This is a genomic window from Chromobacterium vaccinii, assembly GCF_001855275.1.
In the GTDB taxonomy this organism is placed as follows: Bacteria; Pseudomonadota; Gammaproteobacteria; order Burkholderiales; family Chromobacteriaceae; genus Chromobacterium; species Chromobacterium vaccinii.
In genome coordinates, this window is record NZ_CP017707.1 from 2,425,978 (window position 1) to 2,440,365 (window position 14,388).

The following is a 14,388-nucleotide window of genomic DNA, read 5'->3' on the forward strand; positions in this document are numbered from 1 at the left end:
CGCGCTCCACAAGCTGGGGTGAATCAAAGCGGAGATTGTCCCGGCGGCCCGCCGCTTCGTCAACGCGGCGATGCGTTTTATCCTGGCCGCGAGCCATAACAAATCATCAGAGGAGATGCCATGCTCACCCGCCACCATCCGCTGCTGTCGCCCAGCCTGGGCTGCCAGCGCGCGCTGACAAGCTTCCATTTCGGCCAGGAAGGCCGCGGCGAGAAGGTCCATATCCAGGCCAGCCTGCACGCCGACGAGCTTCCCGGCATGCTGGTGGCCTGGCACCTGAAGCAGCGGCTGCGCCAGCTGGAGGACGAAGGCGCCATTCTGGGCGAGATCGCCGTGCTGCCCGCGGCCAACCCCATCGGCCTGAACCAGAACCAGAGCAGCAAGCTGATGGGCCGCTTCGAGCTGATGAGCGGCCAGAACTTCAACCGCCACTACCTGCCGCTGGCCGAACCGGTGTTCGCCTCCGTGCGCCAGCAGCTGGGGCCGGACGCCAAGGCCAACACCCGGTTGATCCGCGCGGCGATGCGGGCCGAGCTGGCCAGACAGCAGCCGCAGACCGAGCTGCAGTCGCTGCGCCACACGCTGCACTCGATGGCTTTCGACGCCGACATCATGCTGGACCTGCACTGCGACAGCCGCGCCGACCTGCACCTGTACACCGGCACCCCGCTGTGGGACCAGTGCGAGCCGCTGTCCCGCTACCTGGGCGCCTGCGCCACGCTGCTGGCCGAAGACTCCGGCGATTACCCTTTCGACGAGTCCTGCAGCCAGCCCTGGTGGCAGCTGCGCGACCTGGCCGCCCGGGCCGGACTGTCCGCGCCGATCGAGATGGCCTGTCTGGCGGTGACGGTGGAGCTGCGCGGCGAATGCGACGTGAACCACGAATACGCGGCCCATGACGCCGAAGCCATCATTGATTTCCTGCAGCATCGCGGCGTGATCGCCGGCGACGCGCCGCCGCTGCCGCCGCTGCGCCACCCGGCCACGCCGCTGGCCGCGTCCGAAGACCTTCTGGCGCCGCACGCCGGCGTGGTGGTGTATCGCGCTGCAGCCGGCAGTCTGCTCAGCCCCGGCGACCTGGTGGCCGACGTGATCGATCCGCTGACCGACACCGTCACCCAGGTATGCACCCAGCGCGGCGGCGTGCTGTACGCCACCAGCGACCGGCCCTACGCCACCGCCGGCTTCGGCCTGGCCCGCGTGGCCGGCGACACCGCGTTCAAGAGCGGCAAGCTGTTGACCGCCTGACGGAATTTTCGCCGCCGGCGGCGATCCAAGCTGTTTCGCATCGCCGCCGGACTCCGTCCCATGAAAACGCTCGCTCCCCTGCTGTTGTCCCTGTCCATCCTGCTGCCGGCCGCGCCGGTCGCCGCCGTGCCCGCGTCTTCCGCGCCGGCCGCCGAGGCGGTGTTCGCCGAACTGGCGCGCCAGCCCGCCTACCAGGCGGCCTGGATGAGCATGATGGCCGCCGCGAAAGACGCGCCGGAATGGCTGCGCGAAGCCCGCGCCACCAGCGCGCCCTATCATGCGGCCATCATCGCCGGCAAACGCTATCTGGCCGGCGAGATGTGCAAGCCGCACGATTGCGCCGGCAACCGCTTCTTCGGCCTATTCAGCGCTGACAAGCGCCGCGCGCTGGGCCTGCTGGTGACGGTGGCCGACGCGCCCGAGGCGGTGGACCATCCGGCCAAGCACGCCAGCTACCGCTGGCTGGGCAAGCCGGACAAGGAGCAACGCGCCTATCTGATGCAACAACTGAAACAGGACCCGAACTGGAAATGAAAACGCTGAAATCCGCTCTCGCCGCGCTGCCGGCGCTGCTCCTGGCCGCCTGCGCGCAAAACCCGGCGCCGCAGCCGCAAGCTGTCGGCATGGCCAACCCGGCCTCGGTCTATTGCGTGAAACAAGGCGGCAAGCTGCTGCCGAAAAAGGATGCCGCCGGCGGCGAGTACGCGCTGTGCCAGCTGCCCGATGGCCGGGCGGTGGAGGAATGGACGCTGTTCCGCTCGCAGCAGCCGGCCGCGCCGGCGCCGTAAACCTACTTACCCACAATCATCGCTCAAATCCGGATTTATCCACAAATCTGGATGGCGCGCCAAAAAACAAGCCCGCCGGCTGACAGCTCCGGCGGGCTTCCTACCCCCTTTGGCAGGGATAGTCTTACTTTAGACTACCGGACAGGAAAGCCTTCAGCCTTTCGCTCTTGGTGTTGCCGAACACCTCGTCCGGATGGCCCTCTTCCTCCACGCGGCCCTGATGCAGGAACATCACGTGGTTGGACACGTTGCGGGCGAAGCCCATCTCGTGGGTGACCACGATCATGGTGCGGCCCTCTTCGGCCAGCGCCTGCATCACCTTCAGCACCTCGCCCACCAGCTCCGGATCCAGCGCCGACGTCGGCTCGTCGAACAGCATCACTTCCGGCTCCATCGTCAGCGCGCGGGCGATGGCCACGCGCTGCTGCTGGCCGCCGGACAGGTGGGCCGGATACTTGGCCTGGGCGCGCTCGTCCAGCCCCACCTTGGCCAGGTATTTCTTGGCGCGGGCGACCGCTTCCTCACGCGGCAGGCCCAGCACGTGTACCGGCGCCTCGATGACGTTTTCCAGCACCGTCATGTGGCCCCACAGATTGAAGTGCTGGAACACCATGGCCAGCTTGGTGCGCATGGTCTGCAGCTGTTTCTGGTCGGCCGGCACCAGCTCGCCCTGCTTGTTGCGCGACAGGCGGATTTCCTCGCCGTTCAACGCGATGGAGCCGTCGTTCGGCTTCTCCAGGAAGTTGATGCAGCGCAGGAAAGTGCTCTTGCCCGAGCCCGACGAGCCGATGATGCTGATCACGTCGCCGGCCTTGGCCTTCAGCGAGATGCCTTTCAGAACTTCGTGGTCGCCGTAGCTCTTGTGAATGTTGCTGATGTTCAGCTTGTCCATCTAATAAATCCCCAGTATTTCTCAGCTCTTGGTCGGATGCAGGTAAGCGAGCCAGCGGGCTTCAGCCTTGCGGAACAGGCCGACCAGAATAAAGGTGATGCTCAGATACAGCAAGGCCGCCAGGCCGAAGGCGTTGAAGGAATCGTACGTGGCGGCGTTGGCGTCGCGCGCGACTTTCAGGATGTCCGGCACGGTGGCGGTGAAGGCCACGGTGGTGGCGTGCAGCATCAGGATCACTTCGTTGCTGTACGCCGGCAGCGCGCGGCGCAGCGCCGACGGGATGATCACCCGGCGGTACAGCGTGAACGGGCTCATGCCGTAAGCGCGCCCGGCCTCGATCTCGCCATAGGAAGTGGCCTTGATCGCGCCGGCGAAGATTTCGGTGGTGTAGGCGCAGGTGTTGAGCGCGAACGCCAGGATGGTGCAGTTGTAGCCTTCGCGGAAGAAGTGGTTGAGGAAACCCACCTCCCGCACCACATCCAGGCTGTACATGCCGCTGTAGAAGAAGATCAGCTGCACGTAGAGCGGCGTGCCGCGGAACACGTAGGTGTACAAGCCCACCAGGCGCGCCAGCCATTTGATCTTGGACACGCGCGCCACCGCCAGCGGAATGGACACGACGAAGCCGAAGGCGATGGACAGCACCAACAGCCACATGGTGACGGCCAGGCCGGACAGGTGGTAGCCGTCGCTCCACAGGAAGGCCCGCCAGTATTGCTGGATGATGTCTATCATAAGTCGGCCTCCCGCACGCCGATGGAATAGCGGCGCTCCAGCTTCGCCAGCACGAAATTGGACAGCGCGGTCAGCGCCAGGTAGATGGCGCCCGCCACCAGCGTGAAGAAGAACACGCGGTAAGTGCTCTTGCCGGCGTCGATGGACGCCTTGACCACATCGGCCAGGCCGATGATGGAGACCAGCGCGGTGGCCTTCAGCATCACCTGCCAGTTATTGGAGATGCCGGGCAGCGCGAAGCGCATCATCTGCGGGAACTGCACGCGGTGGAACACCTGCCAGCCGCTCATGCCGTAAGCGATGCCGGCCTCGATCTGCCCCTTGGGCACGGACAGGAAGGCGCCGCGCAGCGTCTCGGTGAAATAGGCGCCGTAGATGAAGCCCAGCGTGACGATGCCGGACACGAAGGGATCGAGGTCGATCTGGTCGATGTGCATCGCCTCGGTGATCTTGTTCATGCCGATCTGCAGGCTGTAGAAGATCAGCAGCATCAACACCAGGTCGGGCACGCCGCGCACCAGGGTGGTGTACAGCGTGGACACGCCGCCCAGCAGCGGGTTGTGCGACAGCTTGGCGCCGGCGCCGACGAGACCGATGACGAAGGCCAGAAGCAGCGACAGAACCGACAGCTCCAGCGTCACCAGGGTCCCCTGCCAGATAATGGGACCGAATCCATCCAGAAACATATGTTCCCCTTGTCGAGTGGCCGCCGCTTTCAGCTTATGGCGCTGAATGGCGACGGACGCTCCAGATCAATACGCCCCGCAAGGCGGGGCGCATCACAACGCGGGTGGGCGGACGGGCCGCGCGCCCGGAACGGCATCAGCCGCCGTACACGTCGAAGGAGAAGTACTTCTTCTCGATCTTCTTGTAGGTGCCGTCCTTCAGCATGTCGGCGATCGCCTTGTCGATGCCCGCCTTCAGATCCTTGTCTTCCTTGCGCAGGCCGATGCCGGCGCCTTCGCCCAGGGTCTGCGGATCGACCAGGTCCTTGCCGGCGAAGGCGAAGCCCTTGCCTTCAGGCTTTTTCAGGAAGCCGATGTCGGCCTGCACCGCGTCCTGCAAGGACGCGTCCAGGCGGCCCGCGGTCAGGTCGGCCAGCACCAGGGTCTGGTTCTGATAAGGAACCACTTCCACGCCGGCCGGCGCCCAGTGCTTCTTGGCGTAGGCTTCCTGGATGGTGCCCTGCTCCACGCCCACGCGCTTGCCCTTCAGCGAGGCCGGGGTCGGCATCAGGCCGGAGCCGGACTTGGCGACCATGCGGGTCGGGGTGTTGAACAGCTTGGCGGAGAAGGCGATTTCCTTCATCCGGGCTTCGGTCATCGACATCGACGACAGCACGCCGTCGAACTTCTTGGCCTTCAGCGCCGGGATCATGCCGTCGAAATCGTTTTCCACCCACACGCACTTGGCTTTCATGCGTTTGCAGATTTCGTTGCCCAGGTCGACGTCGAAACCCACCACCTGGCCGCTCGGCGCCTTGTACTCGAACGGCGCGTAGCTGGCGTCGACGCCGAAGCGGATTTCCTTCCAGTCTTTGGCGTAAGCCCCCAGGGATGCGGCCATCAGACCCACGGCCAGCGCAGCAAGTGCTTTCTTCATTTCCTTCTCCTCATCAATCGTACTGCCTTGTTGGTATCCGGACGATGCCGGACTTTCTCTCCGGGCCGATCCCGCCTGGCCCGCGCCGCCCGGTGCGGCCCCGGCCCAAGCGGCGGCTGCACCAGTTATATAGTTAGAGTATTTCGTCTAGCAAGCCGGATTTCGCCGCTCCGCCGGCCGGGCCCCCGGCTGGCGGATGACAAAACCTGGCGCCTGGTCCCGGACCGGCTCCTCCCGCCCACGCCGTCGAAACGGCTGGACAGGAAGGCGCGGCACGGCGCCGGCGGCTTTGTCGGCGGCTCTTCCCGGCTTCGGCTTCGACAAGCAGAATTCATGCCACGGCCATTTGGAGGCAATCGCCTCCCGCGCAATCGCCTGAGGACAAAATACAACATCCAATCGACTTGGGAAGTAACGGCGCGTGAAAAGATCGGTGTACAGCAAAGCGACGTAAATTGCCGAAAATCGGCCAAAACCCCGCATTTTGCCCAAGTGGAATAAAAAAGCGGGCTGGATATGCATCCAGCCCGCTTCTCATAGCAGTTAAATACTGCGATTTCGTTACGCGTCGTCACCTTCGCTTACAGCCGGCGCTTCCGGCGTGATCAGCTTCTGCTTGGCCGCCTCGGCCTGCTGTTTCTGCTCTTCGGCTTCCTTGCGCGCGGCGGCTCGCACCACGTCCAGGTAGGACATGATGGCGAAAGTCAGCTCGCGGGTGCCTTCGTGGTTCAGCGCGGAGATGGAGAACACGCGCGGCGCCTTGATGTCGAAGCCCAGGCTGTCATCCGGCTTCTCCGCCGGCCAGCCATAGGCGTTAAGGAAGGCCGACACCGTCAGCTCGCGCTCGTCCGGCGGCAGCATGTCCACCTTGTTCAGCACCAGCCAGCGCGGCTTGCCGTGCAGCTCTTCATCGTACTTCTTCAGTTCTTCCACGATGGCGCGCGCCTCGCGCACCGGATCGACGTCCGGATCGAACGGGGCGATGTCCACCACGTGCAGCAGCAGGCCGGTGCGTTGCAGGTGCTTCAGGAAGCGATGGCCCAGGCCCGCGCCTTCCGCCGCGCCCTCGATCAGGCCCGGAATGTCGGCGATCACGAAGCTGCGGGTATCGTCCATGCGCACCACGCCCAGGTTCGGATGCAGCGTGGTGAACGGATAATCCGCCACCTTGGGCCGCGCGGCGGACACCGAGCGGATGAAAGTGGACTTGCCGGCGTTGGGCATGCCCAGCAGGCCGACGTCGGCCAATACCTTCAGCTCCAGCTTGAAAGTGCGCTGCTCGCCCTGCTCGCCCGGCGTGCATTGGCGCGGCGAACGGTTGGTGGACGATTTGAAATGGATGTTGCCCAGGCCGCCCTTGCCGCCCTTGGCGATCATGACGCGCTGGCCGTGATGGGTCAGGTCGGCCACCAGTTCGCCGGTATCGTGGTCGGTAATCACCGTGCCCACCGGCATTTTCAGCTCGATATCGTCGCCGCCCTTGCCGTAGCAATCGGCGCCGCGGCCGCGCTCGCCATGTTCCGCCAGGTATTTCTTGACGAAGCGGAACTCAACCAGGGTGTTGACGTTTTCGTCGGCTACCGCAAACACGCTGCCACCCTTGCCGCCATCGCCGCCGTCCGGCCCGCCGAACGGGATATATTTTTCACGGCGGAAACTGGCCACGCCATTGCCACCGCGTCCGGCCATCACTTCAATGCGGGCTTCATCGATAAACTTCATGTCTACAACCTCTGTTCTGCGAGGAGTCAGGGGTCAGGACTGGCTCCAGCCCTCACGCCTTGCCCCTCGGTATGAAAAAAGCCCTATCGAAGGATAGGGCTTTCTCGGATGCTGGAAAGCGAATTATTCGCCGTCAACACCGGTGTACGGAATCACGTTAACGGTCTTGCGCTGTTGCGCGCCCTTAACGGTGAATTCAACGTAGCCATCAACCTTGGCGAACAGGGTGTGATCCTTGCCCTGACCAACGTTTTCACCAGCGTGGAAGCGGGTGCCGCGCTGACGCACGATGATGGAACCAGCCGGAATCAGTTCGCTACCGTAAACCTTAACGCCCAGGCGTTTGGCTTCGGAGTCACGACCGTTGCGGGAGCTACCGCCTGCTTTTTTGTGTGCCATGACTGTTTATCCTTACTTCGAAATCGCGTCGATGCGGATTTCGGTGTAGTTCTGACGATGACCCTGGTGTTTCTGGTAGTGCTTACGACGACGCATCTTGAAGATGCGGATCTTGTCGCCACGACCGTGGGAAACAACGGTAGCCTTAACAGTGGCGCCGGCAATCATCGGCGCGCCAACCACAACCTGTTCACCGTCAGCAATCATCAGCACTTCTTCAAGTACGATCTGGCTGTCGACGTCTGCAGGTATCTGTTCTACTTTGAGTTTTTCACCGATGGCAACCTTGTACTGCTTGCCGCCGGTTTTTATGACCGCATACATTCGCATGAGCTCCTGATAAATGAATCCCCCCACGCCTGATGCGCAGGGAACGCGAGACTATACGGGCAGCCTGTCAACTTGTCAATGATTTCATCGACTTAAGCGGCGAGCACGGCGGCATGGCGGGGGAATGGGCTTTTCTGGTAACATCCAGAGCTTTGGCGTAGCCCTCGAACGATAACTGGTTGAAAACGTGTCCACCCCGCTTTTCCGAACCCTGATAGCCGACGACATGCAGACGGTAGACAGCGTGATCCGCGCCCGCCTGCACTCCGACGTCGTACTGATCCGCCAGGTGGCGGAATACATCATCTCCGCCGGGGGCAAACGCCTGCGTCCGATCCTGACCCTGCTGTCGGGCCGCGCACTGGGCTACCGGGGCGAGCACCTGTTCGAACTCGCCGCGATGATAGAGTTCATTCACACCGCCACCCTGCTGCACGACGACGTGGTGGATGAGTCCGACCTGCGCCGCGGCCGCAAGACCGCCAACGCGCTGTTCGGCAACGCCGCCAGCGTGCTGGTGGGCGACTTCCTCTACACCCGCGCCTTCCAGATGATGGTCACCACCCGCAACATGACCATCCTGGAAGTGATGGCCGAGGCGACCAACATCATCGCCGAGGGCGAGGTGCTGCAACTCTTGAACATCGGCAACACCGACGTCAGCGAAGACGAATACCTGAAGGTCATCCAGTACAAGACCGCCAAGCTGTTCGAAGCCGCCGCCCGCGTCGGCGCGCTGATCGCCGACGCCTCCGCCGAACAGGTGCAGGCGATGGCCGACTACGGCATGTACCTGGGCACCGCCTTCCAGATCATCGACGACGTGCTGGACTACAGCGGCGACGCCGACACCATAGGCAAGAGCCTGGGCGACGACCTGGCCGAAGGCAAGCCCACCCTGCCGCTGATCTACACCATGCGCAACGGCAGCCCGGAAGCCTCCGCCCTGGTGCGCGACGCGCTGGAAAACGCCAACCGCGACCGTTTCCACGATGTATTGAATGCGGTACAATCCTGCGGCGCGCTGGAATACGCCAAGAATGAAGCCGTGAAAATGGCCGAACAGGCCATCGCCTCCTTGCAGAACATTCCCGATTCGGAAGTCCGCCAGGCCCTGATCGAATTGGCCCGCCTGTCGGTGGACCGCAGCGCCTGATCACGCCAGTTTTCCAAGTGTCTCCGTAGTTAAATGGATATAACGGCCCCCTCCTAAGGGGCAGTTACAGGTTCGATTCCTGTCGGGGGCACCACCAGCACTTCCAAAACAGTCCAAGAAAATCCAGAAACCCGCACAGCACAAGGCTTTGCGGGTTTTTCTTTGGTCCAGAGTCGTCCAGTAGCATCCAGCAACATCTACACTTCTTGTGTATAGATTCGTGCATACATCCCAAACCCCCGATAAAATCTATACACATCGTCCCTAGCACCTTTTGCAATCCATACTCTGGTTGGAAAAATGTATGACTGCCAACAACCAGATGTAGGCCCTGGAGCCTTGAGCGCCACACCATCAAGACCGTAGCGGCCACCCCGCAGAAGTCTCATGGTGACGGTGGTGACGTAGTGACATCTTTGATTTGCAAAGGCTTCCCGTCCCCATCGGCTGGTGACGACTGCACACAGTCACTAGTGACGGACAAGCCGCACCTTCGCCCAGCGCCTGATAGCAAAAGCTTCAGGCCCCAAAAATAAGCGCTGAGCGGGCTCACCACGCCCGACTAACGGCGCAAATCTATACACGGGAATCTATACACATGGCGCTAACCGACATTTCCATCCGGCAAGCCAAGCCACAAGAGAAGACCTATCACCTGCCTGACGGGAGCAGCCTGTTCCTGGAAGTCACCCCATCCGGCGGCAAGCTGTGGCGCTACCGCTTCCGCTTCAACGGCAAGGCCGCCGTTCTTGCTCTGGGCAAATACCCAGATGTCGGCCTGGCCGAGGCACGCAACAAAGCAGGCGAAGCGCGTAAGCAACTGTCCGAGGGCATCAACCCGGCGGCACAACGCAAATCGGATAAGCTTGCCGCCAAACTGTCAGCAGCCAACACCTTCCGGGCGATTGCCGAGGAGTGGCACGCCAAAGAACGCCATGAATGGAGTGAGCAGCACGCCGAACGAGTCATGACCTCCTTGGAATTGCACATCTTCCCCTTCATTGGTTCCAGCCCCATCAAGGACATCAAGCCGCTTGAACTGCTGGAAGTTCTGCGCCGTGTTGAAAAAGCGGGAAACCTGGACACCTGCAAACGCTTGCGCCAGCGTTGCTCGTCCATCTTCAGGCTCGCCATTCTGACCGGCCGCTGCGACAGCGATCCCGCCGCCCCACTGGTGGACGCACTGAAGACACCACAGGTAGAACACCGCAAAGCCCTCAACCGCGATGAGCTGCCGGAATTTCTGCATGCGCTAAAGGAAATGGATTCCAATCGTCAAACCAAGCTGATGATGGAACTGATGCTCCACACGTTCACGCGCGTTGGAGAAATGAGCATGGCCAGATGGGAAGAAATCGACTTCGGCTCCAAGCTGTGGACCATTCCGCCGGAACACCGCAAGCTGACAGAGATATCCAAGAAATCCGCCGCGCCCCACCTTGTGCCCCTTTCCGACCACGCGCTTGCCATCCTGCGCGAGCTGCAAGCCATAAGCGGCGGACGGGAACACATCTTCCCCAACCGCAACAGCCCGAACCGGCCAATGTCGCCGGAAACGCTGCGGCGGGCGCTGCATCGCATGGGATTCAAGGGCAAAGCCGACGTCCACGGTTTCCGCTCCACCGCATCCACCATCCTGAATGAGGAAGGCTTCAATCCTGACGCCATTGAGCGCCAGCTAGCCCACGTCGAAAGAAACCGGGTCCGCGCCGCCTACAACCGCGCCGAGTACATGGAGGAGCGCCGCCGCATGATGCAATGGTGGTCAAGCTACATTGCCCAGCAGCAAGGCGGCAATGTCGAGCCGGCCAACTTTCAACGGGCTGGCTGATAAGCTGAGAATCCGACATTGGACATCCCCCCACGCATCCCATCGGACATGACCAACATAGCAACCCAGAGGCATAATCATGCCTGCCACACACAGTAGAAGATCAAACATGAGCACAACTCCAGACAACATGGCCGCCACTCTCCCACTTGTGGACACCGATAGGCTAGCCACTGCTCTAGAAATCTTTGCCACTGAGCGAGACTGGCATCAATTCCACTCACCCAAGAACCTCGTGATGGCTCTCTCTGGGGAGGTTGGCGAGTTGACGGAAATTTTTCAATGGATGACCGAGGACGCCTCCCGCACAGCAGGCAACGACCCCACGACAGCGGACAAGGTACGGGAAGAGCTGGCCGATGTACTGCTCTATCTGGTCCGTCTAGCTGACGTACTAGGTGTCGACCTGAACGACGCCGCGACCCGAAAGTTACAACTTAATGCCGCCAAGTACCCTGTGGACAAGGCTCGCGGCTCCAGTAAAAAATACACTGAGATCTAAATGCCAATCGCCACCCCGACCCATACCCTGATCTATCAAGCGGACAAACAACAGTTCCTGAATGATTCGGACAGATACATTGAGGATCTGCTCGAAGCTCGCTATCAAAGCATCGTCGGAAAAAGAGTTACCGATCGGGAAAAACAATCTTGGAAAAACTCGCTACAGGAGATGGCTCGGGTCCTAAAGGATGATCGAATCCCTAACAACACAGGCATTGGAATTGAGCTTTTTGCTCCACAATCAATGAGCCGCATCGACTTCACGCTAAGCGGATTCGATAAGCATGGCCAAAAGACTGTCATCATAATCGAGCTCAAGCAATGGAGTGCGATCACGCTGACAGACAAAGACGCAGTAGTACGGACCCTACTAGGTGGCGGGTTAAATGAAACTCTGCATCCATCGTATCAAGCCTGGTCTTACGCCACTCTTTTTGAAGGTTTCAATGAAGCGGTTGCCTCTGGAGAGATACGGGTGATCCCATGTGCCTTCCTGCACAACTACCCAGAGTCCGACAATACAATTTTGGATGCACGCTTCAAGGAATACTTAGACCAGGCCCCCCTCTTCCGAAAAGGTCTTGCTGAACGCGAGAAATTTCAAGATTTCCTGAGCCAGCATATCTACCAAGGTGACAGCCAAGCAGTACTTCAACAATTAATTTGCAGCCGTATCGGTGCGTCGAAGGCACTTGCGGACGCTCTTGCCAAACTGATGAAGGGCAATCGTGAATTTGCCCTCATCAACGATCAAAAACTGGTATTTGAAAACATTAGAGAGATCGCGTGCGCAGCAGCACCAGGCAAACACAAGGTTGTGATCGTAGAGGGCGGACCAGGAACAGGAAAAACGCTTGTTGCCATCAATTTGCTGGTCAAGCTTCTCCAAACAGGCCTCGCCATCAAATACGTCTCCAAAAATGCCGCGCCACGCCATGTCTACAAAGCCAAGCTAACCGGCTCCGTAAAACAGGCCCGCTTCAATAGCCTATTTGCCGGCACTGACAACTTCCATGAGATGGAGCCCAACACCTTCGATCTTCTACTCGTTGACGAAGCCCACCGCCTCACGGAAAAGAGCGGCATGTTCAACAACAAGGGTGAAAACCAGATGAAGGAGCTGATCAATGCCTCCAAGTGCACGGTCTTCTTCATCGATGAGGATCAGTGTGTCACTTTCCGCGATATCGGCTCCAAAGAACAGATCCGGCAGTGGGCTATTGCCAAGGGAGCGGAAGTCCACGAATTTGAGCTAACCTCACAATTCCGATGCAGCGGTTCCGATGGATATATGGCGTGGCTTGATCATGTACTCGACATTCGTGAGACCGCAAATACTCGACTGGATAACAAGAACTACACATTCAAAGTGTTTGATACCCCGGAAGAAATGCACGCCGCTGTAGCGCAGCGAAATAGCAACAATAGGGCCCGAGTCGTGGCCGGCTATTGCTGGCCATGGAACAGTAAAACTGATACCAGCCAGATGGACATCGTGATCGGGAAGAACTACCAGCGCCAATGGAATTTGGCTAGCAACAGCATGGTTTGGATCATAGCGCCCGACTCCATTGAACAGGTTGGATGTATCCATACCTGTCAAGGACTGGAGGTCGACTATATCGGCGTGATCATTGGCTCTGACCTGATCATTCGGGATGGCAAGGTAATCACCGATGCAACCCAGCGCTCCTCAATGGACCAAACCATCAGGGGTTACAAAACGCAGATGAAAAGCCAGCCACAAGAAACCGCAGCCAAAGCAGACCGCATCATTAAGAACACATACCGCACCCTGATGAGCCGAGGACTGAAAGGTTGCTTCCTCTACTGCACCGATAAGGAGACTGCTGCCTATTTCCGCAGCAAGCTTCAATAGCCTACAAGACCAGTACCCATGGACAATTTCGAGCGACTTGGAGTCGCATACATGGCGACCTGGACCTGCGGCGGCGCACTACATGCCATCCACCAAACAGGCATTCAGTGGGAAACGCTGCTATACGGCGGACTCGCTGGCCTCTTGCTTGGCTGCGTGATGACGTTCGTACTCGCGGGCTTCATCTGGCTAGTTACCTTGCCCTATCACCGTTAACTGGCAATTGGCCTGTCGACTTCTGCAGGCCAACCTTGCCATACAACCAGCTATTGATCGAAAGCATGACCGTAACGCCCCCTCACCTGCTGTCATTCGCGGATGAAGACGCATCCGCTGACGTCAGTTGCCACCTGCTAGCTGATGCCTTCCCGCCTATCGTCCACCTCGCAGAAGAGTTGGAACCATACATCACCAGCGGCATTTCGCTCTGGCGCGAGGCTTACGGCCTGGAACCTGGCGACAATTACTCTGCCGAGGTGCTGCAGGCCGCCCAATGGCTCAGACACGGACTCCCCTCTGCGCTGGACTACTCGGACGAATATGGCGTCTTTCAGAGCCTGGCCCATGCCATCCGCTGGGCTGTTCCCGAGCTGACTCAAGCGCGCAGCTCGGATGGCCAGCTGTACGCACTGGCCTCGGCATGGATCGCCTATGACGCGATTCGCGAGCTCGCCCACTGGCTGGACACTAGCCTAGCCTTGCTGCAACAGGACTTCCAGCCCGGCCAACATATCGGCGATGCTGAAATCGACGTCTGGCTTGAAGATGATCCAGCCACATTCCGGGTATTCGTTCATGAAGGGCGTCAGGCAACATTGACCGAGTGGGCCTTGCAATTCCCCGACGCTTTTACCGCCTGGGTCGAGCCTTATCGTCTGAAGTGGGCTTTGCACGAAGCCGAACAAAGAGAATGGGCCGCCCGCAGCCTGGGAACGGTAGGAAGATTGGGCGCGCTGGCCCAAGTGGCGGATTCGCTGACACAAGCGGAACTCGACAAACAATCGTTGACTATCGTGACGCGCCGAACCCGAGATGCGCAGAAGAAGGCCGCCTCCGCTGCCATCAAGTACCACGCTGAGGAGAAAGCCGCTTGGCTCTCTCTGGCCCACATACTGCGGCAGGAGAATCGCAACTTGAGTTATTCGGACCTAGCCCGGCGCATCATCAAGACACGCCAGCTATCGGAATCCGCAGCGCGCTCGATCCGCCTGCATCTCTCGGCCTACTTAGTGAAATAGAGTTGGCAATCCCTTAGGGTTTGCCAACGGCCCATCCTTAGCATTCGTCTTGCCGCACCAAATG

17 protein-coding genes and 1 tRNA gene are annotated in these 14,388 nt (G+C 60.2%); 10 read left to right on the top strand and 8 right to left on the bottom strand.

Annotated elements, in window-relative coordinates:
- Positions 1 to 120 precede the first annotated feature (120 nt).
- The 3 genes from BKX93_RS11250 to BKX93_RS11260 are packed head-to-tail and all read left to right on the top strand — an operon-like array spanning position 121 to position 2,036.
- A complete protein-coding gene (locus tag BKX93_RS11250; RefSeq protein ID WP_070979849.1) occupies positions 121 to 1,248 on the top strand; it encodes a succinylglutamate desuccinylase/aspartoacylase family protein in 1,128 nt (375 codons plus the stop codon).
- Positions 1,249 to 1,308: 60 nt separating this feature from the next.
- A complete protein-coding gene (locus BKX93_RS11255; RefSeq protein WP_046156197.1) occupies positions 1,309 to 1,782 on the top strand; it encodes an inhibitor of vertebrate lysozyme family protein in 474 nt (157 codons plus the stop codon).
- Positions 1,779 to 2,036 (top strand): putative hemolysin, encoded by a 258-nt coding sequence (locus BKX93_RS11260; RefSeq protein ID WP_070979851.1) that lies wholly within the window; start codon positions 1,779 to 1,781, stop codon positions 2,034 to 2,036. Before BKX93_RS11255 ends, BKX93_RS11260 begins: the two co-directional genes overlap by 4 nt.
- 124 nt (positions 2,037 to 2,160) lie before the next feature.
- Here BKX93_RS11260 and BKX93_RS11265 read toward each other — a convergent pair whose 3' ends face one another.
- The 8 genes from BKX93_RS11265 to rplU all read right to left on the bottom strand — a co-directional run bounded on the left by BKX93_RS11265 (position 2,161) and on the right by rplU (position 7,710).
- Entirely contained in the window at positions 2,161 to 2,928 is a 768-nt protein-coding gene (locus BKX93_RS11265; RefSeq protein WP_021476836.1) for an ABC transporter ATP-binding protein, read from the bottom strand.
- Positions 2,929 to 2,949: 21 nt separating this feature from the next.
- A complete protein-coding gene (locus BKX93_RS11270; RefSeq protein ID WP_021476837.1) occupies positions 2,950 to 3,663 on the bottom strand; it encodes an ABC transporter permease in 714 nt (237 codons plus the stop codon).
- Positions 3,660 to 4,349, bottom strand: coding sequence for an ABC transporter permease (locus tag BKX93_RS11275; protein WP_046156195.1), 690 nt, complete (start codon positions 4,347 to 4,349; stop codon positions 3,660 to 3,662). Before BKX93_RS11275 ends, BKX93_RS11270 begins: the two co-directional genes overlap by 4 nt.
- Before the next feature lie 136 nt (positions 4,350 to 4,485).
- Entirely contained in the window at positions 4,486 to 5,265 is a 780-nt protein-coding gene (locus BKX93_RS11280; RefSeq protein WP_046156194.1) for an ABC transporter substrate-binding protein, read from the bottom strand.
- A 147-nt stretch (positions 5,266 to 5,412) separates the two neighbouring features.
- Entirely contained in the window at positions 5,413 to 5,787 is a 375-nt protein-coding gene (locus BKX93_RS24665) for a hypothetical protein (protein ID WP_145929300.1), read from the bottom strand.
- 39 nt (positions 5,788 to 5,826) lie between these two features.
- A complete protein-coding gene (gene obgE / locus BKX93_RS11285) occupies positions 5,827 to 6,987 on the bottom strand; it encodes a GTPase ObgE (RefSeq protein WP_046167369.1) in 1,161 nt (386 codons plus the stop codon).
- A gap of 123 nt (positions 6,988 to 7,110) precedes the next feature.
- Positions 7,111 to 7,386 carry a 50S ribosomal protein L27 gene (rpmA, locus tag BKX93_RS11290; protein WP_021476841.1) on the bottom strand — a complete coding sequence of 92 codons (276 nt, stop codon included), beginning with the start codon at positions 7,384 to 7,386 and terminating at the stop codon, positions 7,111 to 7,113.
- Between the two features lie 12 nt (positions 7,387 to 7,398).
- Entirely contained in the window at positions 7,399 to 7,710 is a 312-nt protein-coding gene (gene rplU, locus BKX93_RS11295; RefSeq protein ID WP_021476842.1) for a 50S ribosomal protein L21, read from the bottom strand.
- Positions 7,711 to 7,891: 181 nt separating this feature from the next.
- Here rplU and ispB point away from each other — a divergent pair, with 181 nt between their 5' ends.
- The 7 genes from ispB (at position 7,892) to BKX93_RS11330 (ending at position 14,324) form a co-directional block, all read left to right on the top strand.
- On the top strand, positions 7,892 to 8,872 hold the full coding sequence (ispB, locus tag BKX93_RS11300; RefSeq protein ID WP_046167368.1) for an octaprenyl diphosphate synthase: 981 nt from the start codon (positions 7,892 to 7,894) through the stop codon (positions 8,870 to 8,872).
- A gap of 19 nt (positions 8,873 to 8,891) precedes the next feature.
- Positions 8,892 to 8,966 (top strand) — tRNA-Arg (locus BKX93_RS11305).
- A 504-nt stretch (positions 8,967 to 9,470) separates the two neighbouring features.
- Complete coding sequence (locus BKX93_RS11310) at positions 9,471 to 10,703, top strand: tyrosine-type recombinase/integrase (RefSeq protein WP_070979853.1); 1,233 nt, start codon at positions 9,471 to 9,473, stop codon at positions 10,701 to 10,703.
- Between the two features lie 109 nt (positions 10,704 to 10,812).
- Positions 10,813 to 11,205 carry a nucleotide pyrophosphohydrolase gene (locus BKX93_RS11315; protein ID WP_070979854.1) on the top strand — a complete coding sequence of 131 codons (393 nt, stop codon included), beginning with the start codon at positions 10,813 to 10,815 and terminating at the stop codon, positions 11,203 to 11,205.
- On the top strand, positions 11,206 to 13,086 hold the full coding sequence (locus BKX93_RS11320) for a DUF2075 domain-containing protein (RefSeq protein WP_070979856.1): 1,881 nt from the start codon (positions 11,206 to 11,208) through the stop codon (positions 13,084 to 13,086). It abuts the gene before it with no gap.
- Between the two features lie 51 nt (positions 13,087 to 13,137).
- Complete coding sequence (locus BKX93_RS25125; protein WP_186009522.1) at positions 13,138 to 13,302, top strand: hypothetical protein; 165 nt, start codon at positions 13,138 to 13,140, stop codon at positions 13,300 to 13,302.
- A 35-nt stretch (positions 13,303 to 13,337) separates the two neighbouring features.
- Entirely contained in the window at positions 13,338 to 14,324 is a 987-nt protein-coding gene (locus BKX93_RS11330) for a hypothetical protein (RefSeq protein ID WP_070979859.1), read from the top strand.
- The last annotated feature ends 64 nt before the right edge of the window (positions 14,325 to 14,388 follow it).